The organism is Nostoc sp. DedQUE08 (assembly GCF_034530895.1).
Lineage (GTDB): Bacteria > Cyanobacteriota > Cyanobacteriia > Cyanobacteriales > Nostocaceae > Nostoc.
Genome location: NZ_JAVRCD010000016.1, coordinates 16,432 through 37,456, shown reverse-complemented (window position 1 = coordinate 37,456; position 21,025 = coordinate 16,432). Strand labels below are relative to the sequence as shown.

Sequence of the window (21,025 nt, the reverse complement as noted above, 5' to 3'; positions counted from 1 at the left end):
AAAAGGTGCAACGGCGAGGATAAAAGGTGCAACGGCGAGGATAAAAGGTGCAACGGCGAGGATAAAAGGTGCAACGTTGAGGATAAAAGGTGCAACGTTGAGGATAAAAGGTGCAACGTTGAGGATAAAAGGCTCAACGTCGAGGTTAAAAGGCTCAAAGGCTCAAGTTACGGGCGATACCTTCAGCCCACCTGCGATTCAAATCGCAGGCTAACAGCATAAGTCAGTTAAAACTGACTCAAATTAACTAAAATTTAGTCCGTTTGAACGGACTTAGGCTATTAGCCTCGGAATTGATTCTGAGGCGGGATAGCAACGAAGCGAAGAATTTGGCTTTGCCAGTACCCCTACTTTGTTTTTTCGGTTGTCGGGCGTACTAAAGTTTTAACTAAACCCGTAATCGCCACAATCACAGAAGCAATTCCCCCAATCGACAATGAAGTTAAAATTGCCGCCGCGAGAATAATTTCAGTAGGGCTATATCCATCTCGCATCCAGATAGATGGATTCTCTACGGATGTTGGCGAGGCGGGGATTAATTGGGAAGTTTGGGTGGCTTGAGTAGTATTGACTGGATTTGTTAAAGCAGTTTTCATGGCTGAACCTCTTCTAAATGTTTCTATGCAAATCTTATGTCTGCCCAAAGAAGAGGAAATTCCCTAGAAATCGAGACAAAGTAGAACAAAAGTAGAAATTAAGTAGAATCGAAAAGAAATCTCACAAGCTGTCTATGGAATGGGCTGATTTTCTAGCCAAAGAAGCTGCTACTCATAGCTTATCCCCAGAGCAAACGGCAGCTTTTGTAGAACGGTTGAAGACTGAAAACTCAGGTAAGAGTGAGGTGAAACTTGCCAGCGAATTAAACATTGGTGCGGCTGCTTTCAAAAAGCGAATGGCTGAGGTGTATGATAAATTCGCCAAGAGTTATCCTGAATTAGCCACTTCTAACAGTCGGGGTAAGCTAGAAAAGTTACGGGCTTACCTGACAAAGAAATATAATGGCGGGCAAGATGCCCAGCCCACAATTAAAGAAATTCATCACAATATTCCGCCTGCTGTTCCATTTGAAAAATTTGTGGGACGTGAGGCGGAATTAGAAGAACTGCACTCCTCATTACAAAAATCTCGGCAAGTTGCAATTGTAGCTGTAGCCGGTATGGGTGGAGTCGGGAAAACTGAACTCGCTACCCAATACGCCAAACAGCATTTGCAGAATTATCAAGGTGGGGTTTGCTGGTTATCAGCACAGGGAATTGATGTCGGAATTCAAATTCTCAGATTTGCTGAATTAAAATTTAAACTCATTGCACCGGATGACTGGGAATTAGCAGATAGGCTGAGATACTGCTGGCAGAATTGGCAACAAGGTGAAGTGCTGCTGGTGTTTGATGATGTCACCGATTACAAAAAACAGGTTCAGCCTTATCTACCACCAGAATCATCCCGGTTTAAAGTATTGCTGACAACGCGCTTGGGGTTTGATAGAACTTTGCCGCAATTACCTTTGGGTGTTCTCAAACCATTGGCGGCGATGAAATTATTAAAATCGTTGGTTGACAGAGAACGACTGAAAAGTGAACCTTGGGTTGCGAGAAAAATTTGTAAATTCTTGGGATATTTGCCTTTGGCGTTAGAGTTAGTGGGGCGATATCTGGATACAATGCTAGATTTGTCTCTAGAAAAACTGCTGAAGCGGCTAGAGAAAAAGCGACTGGAACACGAAGCAATAGCCGAGGCTAACTCATTGATGCGTTATGAATACGGCGTTGCTGAAGCTTTTGCATTGAGTTGGGAACAGTTGGATGAGAATGCACAAAGCTTAGGCTGTTGGCTGAGTTTGTATGCTTTGGCTGATATTCCTTTTTCTGTTGAGACGATAGAAGATGACGATAAACAAGAACTTTGGGAGAAAGCCATAGCTGAGTTGCGGAAACTGCATTTAATACAATGGCAAAGTAAAGGAATTTATCGTCTACATCCACTGATTCGGCTATTTTTCCAAATGAAGTTGGATGAGTCAAGTAATGCAATTGAGGTGAAAATTGCTTTTGTAGCGCAGATGGTAGAGGTGGCAAAGCAAATTCCTCAACAGCTTAACCGTGAAGATATTTTGAATTTCACTTCACATATCCCCCATCTTGCAGAAGTTGCAACCCACTTATCCGAGTATCTAAGCGATGGGGATTTAATCAGACCGTTTACAGGCTTAGGCTGGTTTTATCAAGGACAAGGACTTTATCAGCAAGCAGAACCTTGGTTGCGGCAGTGTGTAAAAATTGCTGAAAATCGCCTGGGTTCGGAACATCTCGATATTGCTACTAGCCTGAACAATCTAGCAGCACTTCATAAATCTACAGGACGCTACAGCGAAGCCGAACCCCTGTATAAGCAGGCTTTAGAACTGACAAAATGCCTGCTGGGAAACAACCATCCTATTGTCGCCACTAGCTTGAACAATCTGGCAGAACTTTACCGTTATACAGGACGTTACAGCGAAGCCGAACCCCTGTATCTGCAAGCTTTAGAACTGAGACAACGCCTGCTGGGAGACAAACATCCCGATGTCGCCAATAGCTTGAACAATTTAGCATTACTTTATGGTTCTACAAGACGCTACAGCGAAGCCGAACCGTTGTTTCAGCAAGCTTTAGAACTAAAAAAACACCTACTAGGAGACAACCATCCCGATATTGCCATTAACCTGAATAATCTAGCAGCACTTTATAAATCTACAGGACGCTACAGCGAAGCCGAACCGTTGTTTCAGCAAGCTTTAGAACTGAGACAACGCCTGCTGGGAGACAACCATCCCGATGTCGCTAATAGCTTGAACAATCTAGCATCACTTTACTGTTCTACAGGACGCTTTAATGAAGGCGAACCTCTGTATCAGCAAGCTTTGGAACTCTACAAACGCCTACTGGGAGACAATCATCCTGATGTTGCCATTAGCCTGAACAATCTAGCAGGACTTTACTGTTCTACAGGACGCTTCAATGAAGGCGAACCCCTATTTCAGCAAGCTTTAGCAATTTGTGAGCAGACTTTAGGTGTAGGTCATCCCGATACAATTGCGGTTCGGGGAAATTATGCAAGGTTTTTAAGAGAAACATAACCCTAGCGATCGCCCCTTTCCCCCAAAACCACACCAAATTAACGCCACACAACAGTTATAGTTTAAATTTTAGGAGCGATCGCCTTCTACACACCAAATAGTACAGTCAATAATAGTGCGTAGGCGTAGCCCATCGTAGACATTGTATAGCCATTTTGAGTTCAAAGGTGCAACTTTGAGTTTCAAATGCTCAAGTGCGATCGCTTACGAACTGTAACACCACTTAATATTGTCATCAGAAATTTATTTTTATTTAGCTGGAGAGTTAAAAATGAACAACTGGTATTTTAATTTCTAGCATTTCACTTTTTTGTTAAGAAAGATGTGACTAATGCATAGCACCCCAGCATCAAATAGGGAGAATGAGATAATTATTCTAATTTCCTATTGGTTGAGGATCAAATGACTGAGCTATATGATACTATTGGCGGTGTTTACGAGCAGTTTAAAACTGTAGGCACATTGCCGATCGCCGAAAAATTTACACTATTTAAAATTCTTGGTAATTTTCAAGGAAAAACCATTTTAGACTTAGCCTGCGGTACTGGCTTTTATAGCAGATTGTTAAAAGAACAAGGAGCTGCAAAAGTTGTTGGTGTAGACATATCAGAGGAAATGGTAAACGTTGCACGCCAGCAAGAGATGAAAAATCCACTTGGAAATGAATATCAAGTGTTAGATATTGCCAAACTCCACAAAATTGGCAGTTTTGATTTAGTTACTGCGGTTTATCTTCTTAATTATGCAGAAAACAAAGAGTATCTACTACAGATGCTTTCTAATATTCGCAAAAATCTAGCATCAAACGGGCGTTTTGTTGCCATGACGGTTAATCCGAATTTCTCTTGGAAGAAATCAAATTCAACAAAGTATGGACTTACGGTACTCAAACAAGAACCTTTGTCAGAAGGCTTTTATTCTGAAACTGAACTTCACACAAATCCACCATTTATGATTAAATACTTTGGGTGGAGTCAATCTATTTATGAATGGGCTGTAACAGAAGCTGGGTTTAAGAAGTTTTCATGGCATCCTATAGAAATTCCAAAGCAAGCAATAGAACAGTACACAGAAGATTACTGGCAAGATTTTTTAGACAATTGCTTAATCATCGGTCTAAGTTGTGAGAATTAACATGATTTTTCATGGTAACTTCTCATCCTAATACTTTGTCACATCAACTTTAAATAAAATTCAGATTTAGGAGTGGTCAAGTTCAATGTGTCGCTCAACGATGTGCTAGCGAGAATCGAGTCGGGTAGTACCGATGGTGTAAGCCTATAGTTTAGCTACCTTGCTAACTGAATAATCTAGAATCATATTAGCGCTGTCGCGCTCTATATCGGATAGCGCAATCTTAATCTCTTTCTAGAAAGAGAAATATTTCTTTATCAATGGTTTAAATTACGATTATGAACCTTAAAGACATATCCTCAAAATTTCCCCGTCGTCAAGTTCTTAAAACTGCTCTCACTTTTGTGACTGGCTTAACCACGACATCACTATTATCTTTTGCGATCGCCAAATCCACCAAACCAGCACAAGCAATTGTTGTGCAACGACCAAATGAATTTGAACTTGAAGGTAAAGATACTAACATCAAGTATTCAATTATCAATGGAGTTTCACAGCTTGATTACAAAACTCAAACAATTTCTGAGCATTTTAGTGGCGATCAAATTCAGACATTAGCTACTGATATCGGTACGCTACTGACAATAATTATTAGCAAACCACTAAATCCTGATTTGGGAGGAAATATAGTTAAACTGAGCTTACTCTTACCAATTATCAATCTAGCGATCGGAACACGAGAAACTCCTGTCCAAACTGAAGCCATTTTAACGACTCAAAGAACATCAGGATTTATTCGTACTCCCCTATTTGGACAATTACAGTCATATCAAACTCTAGTACTCACTGGAACTGCTAAATACCGCTAGATACGGTCTAACTTCTGAAATTAATTCTTTTGGAAAACCAATTACCAATTATCCCTTAACTTGCAATCCGATTCAGTTAAAAATATTTGTAGGTTGAGTTAAATGTTCGCATCGCTTCAAGTAGAAAACAGTATTTTCAGCATTTTGTAAAAATCCAAAAGAATTTATCCAAGAAATACGAATTGCCGCAGTTAAATGGTATGAATTAGGTGACATTTCACAAGTTAGCCCAGCAGAAATTGCTGGGTTAACTCGTCGTGCTGAATTTATTAATGCCTTATTGCGCTACCAAGTAGATTTTAATGCTATTGCGCCTGTTGTAGCAGCTTGGATTTGAGAAAGGGAGAATCACAAGGATTGAGTTTGGCACCAAAAATTCCCACTGTGCTGCTATTGTTGACGATAGAGCAGCATGGCGTTGTGGTCAAGCTTTAGGTATTAATACTATCGGAACCGGAGGCTTGCTGATATTAGCGAAAAGACGTGGACTAATCCCAAGCAATATCTCCTGGAATTCAAGCTTGGTGTGACGCTGGTTTGAGGTTATCCGATACTTTGGTCAATTTACTCAAGCAACAAACAGGAGAATAGCGATCGCTATCAATTGTAACTTCAAATAGCTTTTGCTTCCTTTTCTCTCTTCCTTCTTGCCCTCTGCGACTCTGCGATTTGATTCTCATATTAAATAACAAAATACGTAGCCACTAAATTTAAATATTTTTATACAAATGGTACTTTTATCCCAAAGATAGAAGATTTCCTAATGGAGACAAAGCTACAATAAAAATAAATTTTACAAGCTGTTTATGCAATGGGCTAATTTTATAGCAAAAGAAGCTGCTACGAATGGCTTATCTCTGGAGCAAATGGCAGCTTTTACAAAATATTTTCAGACAGAAAATTTAGGTAAAACTAAAGCTAAACTTGCCAGCGAATTAAACGTTGATATTGCCGCTTTCACAAAGTGGGTGGGTGAGGTATATAACAAGTTTGCTCAGAATAATCCTGAGTTAGCGACTTTCAACAATCAAGACAAACTAGAAAAGTTACAATCTTACCTGAGCGCAAAATATAATAATAGCGAATTGGCTGTCCTCAAACCATTGGCGGCGATGAAATTATTCAAATCGCTAGTGGTTCGGGAACGACTGCAACAAGAAGCTTGGGTTGCGAGAAGAATTTGTAAATTTTTGGGATATTTACCTTTAGCGTTAGAGTTAGTGGGACGATATTTGAATAAAATGCCAGATTTGTCTCTGGAAACACTGCTAAAGCGGCTAGAGAAGAAACGAGTGGAACACAAAGCAATAGCTAACGCTAACTCATTAATGCCTGATGAATACGGTATAGTTGAAGCTTTTGAATTGAGTTGGGAACAGTTGGATGAAAATGCCCAAAGCTTCGGCTGTTTGCTGAGTTTGTGTGCTTTAGCTGACATTCCTCTATCTGTTGAGACAATAGAAAATGACAAAAAACAACAACTCAACGAGAAAGCCATAGCCGATTTACTAGAATTACATTTATTACAACAAAAAAATAAAGGAATTTATCTTCTAAATCCACAGATTCGACAACTTTTCCGAATGAAGTTGGATAAGTCAAGTGAGGCGGATGAAGCAAAAACTAAATTTGCAACCATGATGTTAGAGGTAGCAAAGCTAATTCCGCAACAGCTCAACCCTGAAGATATTCTCAACTTCACTCCACATATCCCGCATATTAAAGAAGTTGCAACTCACCTATCTGAATATCTGGGCGATAAAAATCTAATCACTCTGTTTAGCAAATTAGCCTGGTTTTATCAAAGTCAAGCACTCTATCAGCAAGCAGAACTTTGGTTGCAACGGTGTGTAGAACTAACTCAAAATCGTCTTGGTTTAGAACATATCGATGTCGCCACTAGTCTGAACAATTTAGCAGTACTTTACGAAACTACAGGACGCTACAGAGAAGCCGAACCCTTGCTTGAGCAAGCTTTAGCACTGAGAAAACGTCTGTTAGGAGAAGAACATACCGATGTCGCCACAAGCCTGAGCTATTTGGCATTAATCTACGAATATACAGGACGCTATAGCGAAGCCGAACCTTTGTATCAGCAAGCTTTAGAACTGTGGAAACGCCTAGTGGGAGAAGAACATCCCCATGTTGCCACGAGTCTGAACAATTTAGGAGCATTGTACTGCTATACAAGACGCTACAGTGAAGCCGAACCCTTGTTCAAGCAAGCATTAAAACTGAGAAAACGCCTGCTGGGAGAAGCACATCCCGATGTTGCCACCAGCCTGAACAATTTAGCACAACTTTACGAATCTACAGGAAGTTACAAACAAGCCGAACCTTTGTATGAGCAAGCTTTAGAACTGAGTAAACGCTTGTTGGGAAATAACCATCCCGATGTCGCCATTAGCCTGAACAATCTAGCAGCGCTCTACCGTCATACAAGACGCTACAGGAAAGCCAAACCCTTATTTGAGAAAGCTTTGAAAATTTGCGAACGGACTTTAGGTATAAGTCATCCGACAACTATGACGGTTCGGGCAAATTATGCCAGCTTTTTAAGAGAAGCATATCATTAGCGATCGCTGTGCATAATTCGTAATTCGTAATTCGTAATTCGTAATTCGTAATTTGTAATTCGTTAAAAAAATATATCCCTCTCCATTAGCGAAGAGGGGTTAGGATTTACTTACATCCTAAAGACTTGCGAGTTTCCACACCAGTTTTAGAATTCACACCACTTGCGTTAACACAAAGCTTTTTCACTTGTATTCCATCTAAAATTGCATTCGTAAAATCAGTACCTGTGATATCCACGCCATCAAAAGTAGAACGCAGCATCATTGCATCGGTCAACAGTGCATCACTTAAATCAGCATCCTTAAACCTTGTTAGATAGGCTATGCCTTCACTAAAATCAGCACCATGCAGATTTACTCCCTCCAATACGCTACCGTTAAATACGCCACCACGTAAGTCAGCATTGCTAAAGTTAGCATTCTCTAATTTGAGATTGGTAAACTCAGTACCAATCAAACTTTGGCCAGAGTAATCCTTGCCCTTGAGTTCATCATTACCCACAGAACGGGTAATACTAGAAGAACTTGCAGCTTGCGCCGATAGGGGAAACAAAAAAAGAACCATAGCTAAGACAAAGCTAGCTAGCAGTTGCCAATATTTCATAATCTCTTCTTAATAAATCTCAACATTTCCACCATTAACTATTAAACCTTACAGAAGGGGACAAGGGAGTGAAGAAGGGAATAGGTTACAGGGTAGAGATTATTCCCTATCACCTGTCCCCTGTCCCCTGTCACCTCTTCCCTAATCTCTCGTAGGATGATAGATGTTGAGGTGCGATGCCTAACGGCAAGTTGCTCCGCATCTACGCAATAATTAACTGTGGCTAATCAAGAAGACAACGCCCAATTTCTGGCGCGAACTCCTTTATATCAATTGGGTGTAGAACTCAAAGCACGCCTTACCAGCTTTGGCGGCTGGGAAATGCCTGTGCAATTTAGTGGAATTAGCCGCGAACACGAGGCTGTAAGAAATACAGCCGGAATGTTCGATATTTCCCACATGGGCAAATTTACCCTCCAAGGTAAAAACCTGATTTCCCAACTCCAGCCACTAGTACCTTCCGACTTGAGTCGTTTGCAAGCTGGTCAAGCACAATACACCGTATTGTTAAATCCCCAAGCGGGAATTATTGACGACATCATTGTTTATTATCAAGGTGAAGACACCAGTGGTACACAAAAGGCATTCATCATAGTCAATGCGGCAACTTCTGCTAAAGATAAAGCATGGCTATTCCAACACCTTGACCTGGATAAATTACAATTCCAAGACCTTTCACCAGATAAAGTGTTAATTGCCGTCCAAGGGCCAAAAGCGATTAAATATCTCCAGCCATTAGTGCAAGAAGACTTGCAACCAATCAAAGCCTTTGGACATTTAGAAGCAACTCTACTAGGTAAACCTGCCTTTTTGGCCCGCACGGGTTATACCGGAGAAGATGGCTTTGAGGTGATGTTAGACCCGGATGTGGGAGTAGAATTGTGGCAAACTCTCCATAAAAGTGGTGTTATCCCCTGTGGACTCGGTGCGAGAGACACTCTGCGCCTAGAAGCAGCGATGGCACTTTACGGACAAGATATCGATGACATCACCACACCCTTAGAAGCAGGTTTGGGGTGGCTAGTTCATTTAGATACCAAAGGCGATTTTATTGGTCGGGAAGTTTTAGCTGAGCAAAAAGCCAAGGGAGTGCATCGCCGATTGGTAGGTTTGCAAACCCAAGGACGCAACATTGCCCGTCATGGCTATCAAGTGTTATCCACAGGTAAAGTTGTGGGAGAAGTTACTAGTGGCACCCTGTCACCGACACTTGGTTATCCTGTTGCATTAGGCTACGTTCCGACCCAGCTAGCAACTGTTGGTCAGCAGCTAGAAATCGAAATTCGCGGCAAAGTTTATCCAGCAGTTGTAGTTAAACGTCCCTTTTATCGGTCAAAAAATCGTGTTGCCAACTGATAAGCGCTGAGGTTTTTGAGGAATAATGTGTTGTGAGTTATTCAATCTACAGTCAGGTTCATTACCAAATATGGCTTGGATAACTATTGGGGCAATAATTTTTTTAATAAGGGAGAGGAAGTGATATGTCTTTTGAATATCCTCAAGATTTCAGATACCTGGATTCTCATGAATACGTGCGAATAGATGGTGAAATTGCCACCATTGGCATTACTGAGTTTGCCGTACATGAATTGGGTGATATCGTCTTTTTGGAACTACCAGAAATTGGCGATGCTCTTACTAGGGGAGAAAACTTTGGCACAATTGAATCAGTGAAAGCCGTTGAGGAACTTAATTCACCAGTAACAGGCACAGTTATAGAACGCAATGAAGCCTTAATTAGTTCTCCCGAAGAAGTGTCAGAAGACCCCTACGGGGAAGGGTGGTTTTTGAAAGTGCGCGTCAATGACCCTGGTGAAGTTGAAGATGCCTTGACAGCAGATGAGTATCGCGCCCAAGTAGAAGGGGAGTAAAAGTGCTGTTAGCGGATAGCTAGGGTTTAGCCCGTGCTGATTGCTGAATGGAAGAGTAAGGGAGTAGGTGAGTGGAGAAGCTAATTAATAATTACTCTTATTCACCTATCCAATATCTTCCGAATTCCCAGTCCCCAGCCCCCAGTTTAAGAGTATTTATTGCAAAATATGAAATAGTACCATCTGGAGAGTAATTTGTGGTATTGAACGCCCCTATTCTCAAGTCTCATGAGCAGCAAGTGCTGGACGAAAAAAGTCAAAATTTCAGTAGTTTTGTGCCAAGACACATTGGCCCTAACTCCGATGATATTCAGCAAATGCTTAAGGTTTTGGGGTTTCCCAGCCTGGATGCCCTAATCGACCAAACAGTTCCACAGGGAATTCGGCTGAAGCAACCGCTAAAGTTACCAGCAGCAGAAAGCGAGTATGCAGCACTGGCATCATTAAAAAAAGTTGCTGCCAAAAATCAGGTTTTCCGTTCATACATTGGTATGGGCTATTACGACAGTATTACCCCACCTGTGATTGGGCGTAATATCCTAGAAAACCCTGGTTGGTATACTGCCTACACTCCTTATCAGCCAGAAATTGCTCAAGGGCGACTAGAAGCGCTACTGAATTTTCAAACCCTGATTATTGACCTCACAGGTTTGGAAATTGCCAATGCTTCGTTACTCGATGAAGCCACAGCCGCAGCTGAAGCAATGAGCCTAAGCTATGGTGTCTCTAAAAATCAGGCAGATGCCTATTTTGTCTCTCGTGATTGCCATCCCCAAACTATCGACGTGTTGCAAACACGTGCTAAACCATTGGGGATTAAGATTATTGTTGGCGATCATCAAGCATTTGATTTCGATCGACCAATTTTTGGCGCTGTTCTGCAATACCCTGCAAGTGATGGCACTATTTACGACTACCGCGCTTTTATCGAAAAAGCCCATGCTAAGGGTGCATTGGTGACGGTAGCAGCAGATCCTTTAAGTTTAACTTTACTTACCCCTCCTGGGGAGTTTGGCGCTGATATTGCTGTCGGAAGCACTCAGAGATTCGGTATTCCTTTGGGGTTTGGGGGGCCTCATGCGGCATATTTTGCTACGAAGGAAGAGTATAAGCGGCTAGTTCCAGGGCGAATTGTGGGAGTCTCAAAAGATGCCCAAGGGAAGCCTGCATTACGTCTCGCCTTGCAAACCCGCGAACAGCACATCCGCCGCGAAAAAGCTACTAGTAATATTTGTACTGCACAGGTGCTACTGGCGGTAATGGCGAGTATGTACGCTGTCTATCATGGCCCTACTGGACTGAAGCAAATTGCTGAGAATATCCATCAGCTAACTTTAATGTTGGCAGCAGGACTAAAGCATCTAGGTTACAAAATTAGTTCTGAAAATTTCTTTGATACACTGCGGGTGGAGTTGGGAACACGCAGTCTGGAAGTAATTCTTGAAGCTTGTCAAGCACGGAATATTAACTTGCGGATTTTTGATGACACTGCTGTTGGTATTTCTCTAGATGAAACAACTACAGTAGATGATTTGGTAGAGATTTTGGAGATTTTTGCAGCGCCTGATAGTCTATTTCTCGGTTTTAAAGAAATTGGAGACTTAATTGCAGCACAGCGCAAATCACCTCTACAAAACTCAAGCCTTGCCCGTACCAGCACCTATCTCACCCACCCAGTTTTTAACCGCTATCACTCAGAAACGGAGTTGTTGCGCTATCTGCACAAGCTAGAAAGCAAGGATTTATCGCTAACTACATCGATGATTCCCTTGGGTTCTTGCACAATGAAGTTGAATGCAACTGCTGAGATGATTCCGGTAAGTTGGGAGGAATTTGGCAAGATTCATCCATTTGCCCCAGCGTCGCAAACGCAAGGTTATCAAATCCTATTCCAGCAACTTGAGGCATGGTTAGCTGAAATTACTGGGTTTGCGGGAATTTCTTTACAACCAAATGCTGGTTCTCAGGGCGAATATGCTGGACTTTTAGTAATTCGTCAATATCACGAAAATCGGGGTGAAGCACATCGCAATGTTTGTTTGATTCCCACCTCCGCACACGGAACAAATCCAGCAAGTGCGGTGATGTGCGGGATGAAGGTGGTGGCTGTTGCTTGTGACTCACAAGGTAATATTGATGTTGCTGACTTGAAGGCGAAGGCAGAAAAACACAGCAATGAATTAGCCGCCTTAATGGTGACATATCCCTCAACTCACGGTGTCTTTGAGGAGCCAATTCAGGAAATCTGCGCTGTTGTTCACAGTCATGGTGGACAAGTTTACATGGATGGGGCAAATATGAATGCCCAAGTGGGAATTTGCCGTCCTGGAGATATTGGCGCGGATGTGTGTCACTTGAATCTGCACAAAACTTTCTGTATTCCTCATGGTGGCGGTGGCCCCGGTATGGGGCCCATTGGCGTTGCATCTCATCTTGTGCCTTTTCTACCCGGACATCCTGTTGTTACTATCAACGACTCAACTCAGCACTCACATATTGGTGCTGTGGCGGCTGCGCCTTGGGGTAGTGCAAGTATCTTGGTGATTTCTTGGATGTACATCGCCATGATGGGTGCAGATGGTTTAACCCAAGCTACTAAGGTGGCGATTCTCAACGCTAACTACATTGCCAAGAAACTGGAATCATACTATCCGGTTTTGTATCAGGGGAAAAATGGTCTAGTTGCCCATGAATGTATTTTAGATTTACGATCGCTCAAAAAATCTGCTGCGATCGAAATCGATGATGTTGCCAAGCGTCTGATCGATTACGGTTTCCATGCGCCGACTGTCTCCTGGCCTGTAGGGGGTACAATCATGGTGGAACCTACAGAAAGTGAATCTAAGCAAGAGTTGGATCGTTTCTGTGATGCGTTGATTTCTATTCGTCAAGAAATTGCCGAAATAGAAGTTGGCAAGGTGGATATCCAAGATAATCTTTTGAAGAACGCACCCCACACTGCCGAAAGTCTCATCACCGGGGAATGGCATCATCCTTATTCCCGCGAACAAGCTGCTTACCCTGCGCCTTGGACACGCGAATATAAGTTCTGGCCTGCTGTCGGTCGCATTGATGCAGCCTTTGGCGATCGCAATTTTGTTTGTTCTTGTCTGCCAATGGATGCTTATTAAACTGAAGTAGGGGCGCACAGCTAGCTGTGCGCCCTACGATAGATTATTTTTTTCGCTGGAATTTTTAAAATTGGGATCGCGTTGCTTTAATTAACTTACGTTGTCCAATAAAATCGCAGTTGACGAAGGCGATCGCTGCTGGTTAATTTGCAGTGGGATATTTTCTTGCACGAGTTGCCAAAAATGTTTAATGGGAGGAATTTGCAGACGATCTTGAGTTGTCACCATAACTACCCGTCGAGTCAAACTGGAACCATCTGCTAAACCATTAGTATTATTACTGGCTAAAGAACGAATCGCCAGGGTAGGGTCAAGATGTGCTTCCAGTAATGCTGATTGAGGTAGCAAAGCTATCAATTTCCCTTGGCGCACAACTCCCCGGAAGGCATCTAGGGTATTTACCTCTAAAGCCGACTGGAGTGTGGCTTCCATCCGCTCAAATTTATCTTGTATTAAGCGTTGCATCCCATAACCATCTTTAAAAACCACTTGGGGATAACGAATTAGCTCCGACCAAGGGACGCATTCATATTGTGCCAGGGGATGATTGGCTGCGGTTAAAACTTCTATAGGTTCATCATAAAGTACTTCTACCACCATTTCTCTACTGGTGGTTAAAAAGCGATTATTCATCACAATTGCTAAATCCACCAATCCATCTTTGAGGACTTTCAGGGCGCGATCGCTTCCCAATGAAGTCACCCGCAATTGCACATCTGGATAATCATGACAAAATTTTTGCAACACTGGTGGTAAGTAAGATCCACAGAGAGAGTGAATCACGGCAATGCAAAGCTCTGGTTGCTTTCCAGCGATTAAATCGGCTAATTCTTCTGTAGCAGTCTGCCACTCTTGACAAATTTTACGAACGCGGGGTAACAAACGTTCGCCTCCTAGTGTCAGTTTGGCATGAGTGCTTCTGTGAAACAGTTCTATCCCCAAATCTGCTTCTAATGCTTGGATTTGGCGACTAATCGTCGATTGGGTAACACCAGATGTTCGCGCTGCTTGTTGAAAGCTGCCGGTTTGGGCGATCGCTAGAAAGGCTTGCAACTGCTCTAGGCGCATTTTTATGTAGCCTGAATTACATTGATCAGTTTTATAAAGTTAACGGATTTTTATCCACAATTTAGTAGAGTTTGTTACAGCTTTTTTTCTCTGATTGACATTTAAGTAAATCAGGTTTGACTACCTTTGTCGTCAATGATGCGCTTTGCATCGATTTTTTCGGTAAATTTCGCCCAAAAAATAATTGACTATTTTGTACTGAAATAATATGAATTTTTAGATAATATTTTTAACGGTATCGTTCTGAGCCATTCTCTTGTGATTACAGAAGCTGATAGTTGAACTGTAGCCAACTATCAGTATTTCACTTCATCATTATGCGACAGATTATCTAGCGGTTTTTAATTGACATAAAGTAATCATTTGAACTTCGCATCTCAATTACCTGAATGTTACTGTTGGTCAAATTGGTTTTGTACAACTTACGGATACAGCTGCGATCGCATCAGATTTGCAAAAGACATAGAGGGCACAAACTATAGCTGTGCCCTCCTAGAGGCTACGGTGTATACACAAGTTTGAAATAGCTGAAAAACCCAAGGTTTTACCCCACCCTAACCCTCCCCGTATGTATTGGGGAGGGAACTGGATTTTCCTGTTTCCCCCCTTTACAAGGGGGGATTAAGGGGGGTAATTCACACTTAACCTAGAGTGTGGTGAATACTATCTAGAGCGAGAACCTGTTACTTCATCGGGATCTCTATAAGCCCGGACTTTTTCGCGATTACGCAGTCCAGCTAAACCAGCTAGACCAAGTAAACCTAGCCAACCAAAATTGAAACCGCGATCGCTAGTTCTTTCGGAAGCTGCGACACCTGTATTTCTGTTAGTACCTGTGGCATCAGTGCCAGTGCCTGTTGTTCCACTACCTGTGGTATCAGTACCCGTTGTTCCACTGCCTGTTGTTCCACTACCTGTAGCATCAGTGCCTGTTGTTCCACTACCTGTGGCATCAGTGCCTGTTGTTCCACTACCTGTTGTTCCACCACCCGTTGTTCCACTACCTGTGGCATCAGTGCCTGTTGTTCCACTGCCTGTTGTCCCGGTTCCACTGCCCGTTGTCCCAGTTCCAGTGCCTGTTGTCCCAGTACCTGTAGTTCCAGTACCTAAACCAGTGCCTGTTGTCCCAGTTCCAGTGCCTGTTGTCCCGGTTCCACTGCCCGTTGTCCCAGTTCCAGTCCCTGTTGTGCCAGTACCTGTAGTTCCAGTTCCAGTACCTAAGCCAGTGCCTGTTGTCCCGGTTCCAGTGCCTGTTGTCCCAGTTCCACTGCCCGTTGTCCCAGTTCCAGTACCTAAGCCACTGCCTGATGTCCCAGTTCCAGTGCCTGTTGTTCCAGTGCCTGTAGCTCCAGTTCCAGTACCTGAGCCAGTGCTACCACTGGAGCTTCCGCTACCGGAGCTTCCACTGCCGGCACTTCCGCCACCAGAGCCTCCACTGCCGGAACCTCCACTTTGGGCAGAAACTAAAGTAGGTAAGGATACAGAAGCGAAACTGATGGCAAATAGAGTAGCTAAAACAGCTTTAGATAAATTGAAAGGCTTCATGCTTATGGTTCCTTTTATGTTCTAGATTTGTATCGTTGATTGATTTACAAAAGCAATGTTGTCTCTTCAATCCACTGCTAAATTAAGTAAATTATGGCGAGGCAGATTGCAGAGTATTTTACTTAACTTCTTCTGGAAAAGTTGAAAGGATTTGAAAATACCACCAACAACTTATTCTTTGTCACATTAAGCAAAATAACTCATAATCAGTAATTACTACTTTAGGATTAAGAATTCACGAACAAAATCGTTTATTCAAATCTAGAAAATAAATATTATTACACTTACTTTCTATCTATCCTATTTTTACTAATTACTTATTGTGAATCATTTTGTTACTGTTAAATAGCATAAGTGTTAGTTTTTCGCTGGACTTCTACCATAAGAGTAAAATCACTTATATCCCAGGAATTAATTTGGCATTCAAGTTAGGTTAGTTTATATAGGACTCCGATTTTATTTCTGAAAACATACTGAGACTGAAAAGCCTGTTATATCGGGGTTTTATCTGAAATCTTGTTCAAAAATCAGATATGAGTTCTATAAGTGTGAGAAAACTCCACATTATAGAATAGAGTTTGTAATTAGATAAACAGACTCACCTAAGAAGTACAAGCGATCGCTAAGTTAAACAGGATTTTCACCTGAATAAATATAATTACTTTTTTTACATTAGCTTTTAGTTATTTTGATATAAATGAACTAAAAACTCTATACAGCCAGATGCTGCTCGCAGTTGAGACTCTATTAAGAATACTTCACAATCTTATTTCACCTGAAAACTTATAACTTCATACTCCAGATGTGTCTTACTTTAGACTTAAGGAATACTTTTATTATCAGTTCAGTAGGATGGCATAAATAATTAAAGGTTTGTAATAAGGATTTTAATCTTCTCTTATCTAAAAGAGGCAGCGCCCTAAGCGTAGCTATGCCGCAGACTTTACGAGACGCTACGCGATTAAAAGTTGACACTGAAATTTACCATTCGGCTAAAGCGATCGCTATTCCTTGTTTTAAATCTGGTGTAATTGCATCATTATTCGCTAACTGCTGCAATTGTTGATGTGTGGCTTCCTCATTCAGATTTTTCAGTGCTGCGATCGCATGTAGTCTCACCGATGCATTAGGATCGGCTAACAGGGAAATCAATGGTTCAATTGCCTGCATTTCGCCTAACTGTCCTAAAGATAAAGCGATCGCACTTTTGATGCTAGCAACCTCTGTGGCCGGATGTGGCGATCGCAGTATTTGCAGTAAGATTTGCGCAGATGGTGTAGTTAACTGCGGTTTTTGGACTCGTCCCAAAACTGTGACAATTTCTTGCCACACTGTCTCGGATGTACTTTGATTCAGTGCTGTTTGCAAATATTCCAAACTCGATAATGTTCCCACCCAACTTAAAGCGCGGATGGTTTCTAATTGCAGCGTTATCGGTGTCTGAGGTGAAATCAGCAAATCAAATAAGTATTTAGCAGCCTCATCACTACCAATCCGAGAAAGGGTAACTGCGGCTGCACAACAAACATCAAGGTTAAAGTCGTAAAGTTTGGGTTGCAGTCTCGTTATTAAATCTAATGCTTGATGTAAATCGGGGCGAAAACCTAAACCAAGTACTGCTGCACGCCTCACTGTGGCGGCGGGATCGTCCAAAGCTTTTAACAATACTGGCGGTACGCGTTCGTCATGAAAACTGCTGAGGGCTTCAATTGCGGCGGCACGGATTGCTGCTTGTGGATCTTGCACTACACTCAACAGCGGCGTGATGGTTTCTGGTTGCCGAATACAACAAAGCGATCGCACTGCTAACAATCGTGTATTTTCATCTAATAGAAGTTCAGTTAGTGAAGCAATCGCAACAGTACCCATTTGTCCCAGTGCTGTAGATGCGATCGCTTTGAGTTCTTCATCCTCATCATTTTTCAACAATTCAACTATTGACGCGATGGCTTCTGAGTGTTTAAATTCGCCCAAAGTCCTTGCCGCATACCAGCGCAATTCTTCTTCTGCGTCTTCATCTTCTAATATCTCAATCAGAGGTGGGATAGCAATATTTCCCAAGCGAGTCAACACTTTGGTAATTTCCCACCGCTGCTGAAAATCTCCCATCTCTAACATTGAGAGTGTTAATTTCAGGATATATTCTCGATTTTTAACTATTTCTGGATCTTCCGAGTCTGCCCCTAAAACTAATTGTTGCAAATATTGAATTAGTGATGACCAATCAGCGGCATTATGTGCTGCCTCGGCTTGTACCAAAAGCTGTTTGATGTTACTCACAATATCTTGCTTTAATTATCATCTTCTGCCCCCTGCCTCCACTAAGTTGGCTTAACTACAACCGAATTGCCCTCAATCTTAGCGGCGTAAGTTTTTAGGGGATCGGTTGCTGGGCCTTTTTGTACTTTACCATCGGCTCCATATTCCGAACCATGACAGGGACAAGCGAATTTTTTGGCATCTGCTTTCCATGCTACAGTGCAACCTGCATGAGTACAAGTAGGGTCAACAGCAGTTAGATTTCCGGCTTTAGATGTGCCGACTACCAGCACAGGCCCAGCAGGTGAGTTTTTTGCCAGCAATTGACCTGTTTTATCTAAATCTGCCGATGTACCTACTGTTTGCCAATCTTTAGATGCTGGAGTTGTTTGAGAAGAACAAGCTGCGATCGCTACAGGTAGAGAACTCGCAATCCAGCCCAAACCTACCCAATTAATAAAGTCACGACGTTTCATAACTGCTGAAATAATATCTAAGTTTTTGCTAACATCTCCCATTCAATTTTGGATTTTAGACTTCGGCTACGCCCTTCGGCTACGCTCAGGACAAGCTCAGTCGAACGATTTGAGATTAGTCTATGGCGATCCAAAATTACTTCAGTCTTCTCAAATACCGTTGATTAAGGGCGCTAGATCGCTTATGGGTGACTTTAATGCAAGTAATGCATACTATTCATGCATTTTTTGAAAAACTTTTCGGAAATTCGTAACAATTTATACGATTTTAACACAAAAGTCACATTAAGTTATGAGTATCGAAATTGTTACATGAACATTATCTAAACCTGCTTGACAAATTCCCAAGATGTAAAAGGTCACAAATTTTCTTTAACTAATCACGGATTTGAAGTTTCGCGTTGGAATGTTCTTCAGTAAAAATAATCAGCCGTAGTTAAATATTAAATTTTTATTCCCTAACCTTCGCAGATACAGCACCTGATGTAACTACGGATTGATTGGAATTGGGAAATTATGACCACAGTTACCGATCGTATCAGTAATTTGCAACGAGATTCAAACTCATGACAGATACAGCAACTACCACTAGTCTTAATAAGTTCGAGAAATTAAAAGCAGAAAAAGATGGACTCGCCATCAAAAGTGAGATAGAGAAATTTGCCGCCTTGGGTTGGGAGGCGATGAACGAAACAGATCGCGATCATCGACTCAAATGGGTAGGGGTGTTTTTTCGCCCAGTTACCCCAGGAAAGTTTATGATGCGGTTGCGGATGCCTAACGGTATTCTTACCAGCAGCCAAATGCGTGTTTTAGCGCAAGTAGTGCAGCGTTACGGTGATGATGGTTGCGCTGATATTACTACGAGACAGAATATTCAATTACGGGGGATCAGGATTGAAGATTTACCAGATATCTTTAATAGATTTCACGCAGTTGGTTTAACCAGCGTTCAGTCAGGAATGGATAACGTCCGCAATATCACAGGCGATCCCGTGGCGGGGTTAGATGCAGATGAATTGTACGACACGCGAGAGTTGGTACAGCAAATTCAAGATATGCTCACCAATAAAGGCGAAGGAAACCCAGAATTTAGCAACTTACCACGCAAGTTTAATATTGCGATCGCAGGTGGAAGAGACAATTCCGTTCACGCTGAAATTAACGATTTAGCTTTTGTGCCAGCATTTAAAGAAGCAGGGGAGCAAAATTTCCCTTCTGCTGATTCCCACGACAAAATTTTTGGCTTTAACGTTATAGTTGGTGGCTTTTTCTCAGCTAAACGTTGTGAGGCGGCGATTCCTTTAAATGCTTGGGTGGCTCCAGAAGATGTAGTAACTGTATGTAGAGCGGTTTTGGAAGTATTTCGAGATCATGGCCCGCGTGCTAATCGGCAAAAATCGCGCTTGATGTGGCTAATCGATGAATGGGGTTTAGATAAGTTTCGAGCAGAAGTAGAAAGCCGTTTGGGTAAATCATTATTATCCGCAGCACCTAAAGACGAGATTGACTGGGAAAAACGCGACCACATCGGGGTATATAAACAAAAACAATCAGGATTAAATTACGCAGGCTTGAACATTCCTGTCGGTCGGTTGTATGCCGAAGATATGTTTGAAATTGCCCGTCTTGCCGAAGTTTACGGCAGTGGTGAAATTCGTTTCACAGTTGAGCAAAACATTGTGATCCCCAATATTGCTGACTCGCGTTTAGCAACATTTTTAACTGAGCCTTTGTTGGAAAGATTTTCTATCGATCCAGGTTTGCTGGCGCGATCGCTAGTATCTTGCACAGGCGCACAATTTTGCAACTTTGCCCTCATTGAAACCAAAAACCGCGCCCTGGCAATGATTAAAACCTTAGAAGAAGAGTTAACCTTCACCAAACCAGTGCGAATTCATTGGACAGGTTGTCCCAACTCCTGCGGACAGCCCCAAGTTGCAGACATCGGCTTGATGGGAACTAAAACTCGCAAAAATGGCAAAACCTTAGAAGGTGTTGACATATATATGGGCGGCAAAGTTGGCAAAGATGCCCATTTGGGAACTTGCATCATCAAAGGCGTACCCTGCGAAGACTTGCAGCCATTATTGCAAGATTTATTGATTAAAAACTTTGGGGCAAAACTCAAGCAAGAAGCCTTACTAGTTGGTAACTGCTAGTTGGGCATTGGGCATTGGGCATTGGGCATTAGGCATTGGGCATTGGGCAAGACTCATACTTCAAACTTTAAGGCTTAACCTTCAAACTTTAAGGCTTAACCTTCAAACTTTAAGGCTTAACCTTCAAACTTTAAGGCTTAATGTTCAAACCTTAAGACTTAACCTTCAAACTTTAAGGCTTAACCTTCAAACCTTAAGGCTTAACCTTCGACCTTTAAGGCTTAACCTTCGACTTTAAAGGCTCAACTTCGGCTACCTCTTTACCGTATTTTATT

Annotated in this window: 16 protein-coding genes; 10 read left to right on the top strand and 6 right to left on the bottom strand. The window is 42.1% G+C overall.

Going from position 1 to position 21,025, the window contains the following annotated elements; genetic code table 11:
- The coding region (locus tag RMY64_RS13150; RefSeq protein WP_322700245.1) for a hypothetical protein at positions 1-214 on the top strand (214 nt) is incomplete at its 5' end.
- 133 nt (positions 215-347) lie between these two features.
- Here the strand turns inward: RMY64_RS13150 and RMY64_RS13145 are convergent.
- Positions 348-596, bottom strand: coding sequence for a hypothetical protein (locus RMY64_RS13145; protein WP_322700244.1), 249 nt, complete (start codon positions 594-596; stop codon positions 348-350).
- Positions 597-730: 134 nt separating this feature from the next.
- Here RMY64_RS13145 and RMY64_RS13140 point away from each other — a divergent pair, with 134 nt between their 5' ends.
- From RMY64_RS13140 to RMY64_RS13120, 5 genes are all read left to right on the top strand, one after another.
- Entirely contained in the window at positions 731-3,115 is a 2,385-nt protein-coding gene (locus RMY64_RS13140; RefSeq protein ID WP_322700243.1) for a tetratricopeptide repeat protein, read from the top strand.
- A gap of 402 nt (positions 3,116-3,517) precedes the next feature.
- Positions 3,518-4,249: a class I SAM-dependent methyltransferase gene (locus RMY64_RS13135; protein WP_322671497.1), complete on the top strand. Its 732-nt coding sequence runs from the start codon at positions 3,518-3,520 to the stop codon at positions 4,247-4,249.
- A 278-nt stretch (positions 4,250-4,527) separates the two neighbouring features.
- Positions 4,528-5,058: a hypothetical protein gene (locus RMY64_RS13130; RefSeq protein ID WP_322700242.1), complete on the top strand. Its 531-nt coding sequence runs from the start codon at positions 4,528-4,530 to the stop codon at positions 5,056-5,058.
- Positions 5,059-5,224: 166 nt separating this feature from the next.
- On the top strand, positions 5,225-5,395 hold the full coding sequence (locus tag RMY64_RS13125; protein ID WP_322700287.1) for a UPF0175 family protein: 171 nt from the start codon (positions 5,225-5,227) through the stop codon (positions 5,393-5,395).
- Between the two features lie 469 nt (positions 5,396-5,864).
- Positions 5,865-7,634, top strand: a complete 1,770-nt coding sequence (locus tag RMY64_RS13120) for a tetratricopeptide repeat protein (RefSeq protein ID WP_322700241.1) — start codon at positions 5,865-5,867, stop codon at positions 7,632-7,634.
- A gap of 106 nt (positions 7,635-7,740) precedes the next feature.
- Here RMY64_RS13120 and RMY64_RS13115 read toward each other — a convergent pair whose 3' ends face one another.
- Positions 7,741-8,238, bottom strand: coding sequence for a pentapeptide repeat-containing protein (locus tag RMY64_RS13115; protein WP_322690702.1), 498 nt, complete (start codon positions 8,236-8,238; stop codon positions 7,741-7,743).
- Between the two features lie 219 nt (positions 8,239-8,457).
- On the opposite strand from RMY64_RS13115, the gene gcvT reads away from it, so the two are divergent.
- The 3 genes from gcvT (at position 8,458) to gcvP (ending at position 13,240) form a co-directional block, all read left to right on the top strand.
- Complete coding sequence (gene gcvT, locus RMY64_RS13110) at positions 8,458-9,594, top strand: glycine cleavage system aminomethyltransferase GcvT (RefSeq protein WP_322671501.1); 1,137 nt, start codon at positions 8,458-8,460, stop codon at positions 9,592-9,594.
- A 125-nt stretch (positions 9,595-9,719) separates the two neighbouring features.
- A complete protein-coding gene (gcvH, locus tag RMY64_RS13105) occupies positions 9,720-10,109 on the top strand; it encodes a glycine cleavage system protein GcvH (RefSeq protein WP_289797706.1) in 390 nt (129 codons plus the stop codon).
- Between the two features lie 197 nt (positions 10,110-10,306).
- Positions 10,307-13,240: an aminomethyl-transferring glycine dehydrogenase gene (gene gcvP, locus RMY64_RS13100; protein ID WP_322700240.1), complete on the top strand. Its 2,934-nt coding sequence runs from the start codon at positions 10,307-10,309 to the stop codon at positions 13,238-13,240.
- A 90-nt stretch (positions 13,241-13,330) separates the two neighbouring features.
- Here the strand turns inward: gcvP and RMY64_RS13095 are convergent, their stop codons facing one another.
- From RMY64_RS13095 to RMY64_RS13080, 4 genes are all read right to left on the bottom strand, one after another.
- Positions 13,331-14,308 carry a LysR family transcriptional regulator gene (locus RMY64_RS13095; RefSeq protein ID WP_322690699.1) on the bottom strand — a complete coding sequence of 326 codons (978 nt, stop codon included), beginning with the start codon at positions 14,306-14,308 and terminating at the stop codon, positions 13,331-13,333.
- A gap of 663 nt (positions 14,309-14,971) precedes the next feature.
- Complete coding sequence (locus RMY64_RS13090; protein WP_322700239.1) at positions 14,972-15,853, bottom strand: WGxxGxxG-CTERM domain-containing protein; 882 nt, start codon at positions 15,851-15,853, stop codon at positions 14,972-14,974.
- Positions 15,854-16,834: 981 nt separating this feature from the next.
- A complete protein-coding gene (locus RMY64_RS13085) occupies positions 16,835-18,136 on the bottom strand; it encodes a HEAT repeat domain-containing protein (RefSeq protein ID WP_322700286.1) in 1,302 nt (433 codons plus the stop codon).
- 38 nt (positions 18,137-18,174) lie between these two features.
- Positions 18,175-18,588, bottom strand: a complete 414-nt coding sequence (locus RMY64_RS13080) for a ubiquinol-cytochrome c reductase iron-sulfur subunit (protein WP_322700238.1) — start codon at positions 18,586-18,588, stop codon at positions 18,175-18,177.
- 566 nt (positions 18,589-19,154) lie between these two features.
- On the opposite strand from RMY64_RS13080, the gene RMY64_RS13075 reads away from it, so the two are divergent.
- Complete coding sequence (locus RMY64_RS13075; protein WP_322700237.1) at positions 19,155-20,750, top strand: ferredoxin--nitrite reductase; 1,596 nt, start codon at positions 19,155-19,157, stop codon at positions 20,748-20,750.
- Positions 20,751-21,025 lie beyond the last annotated feature (275 nt).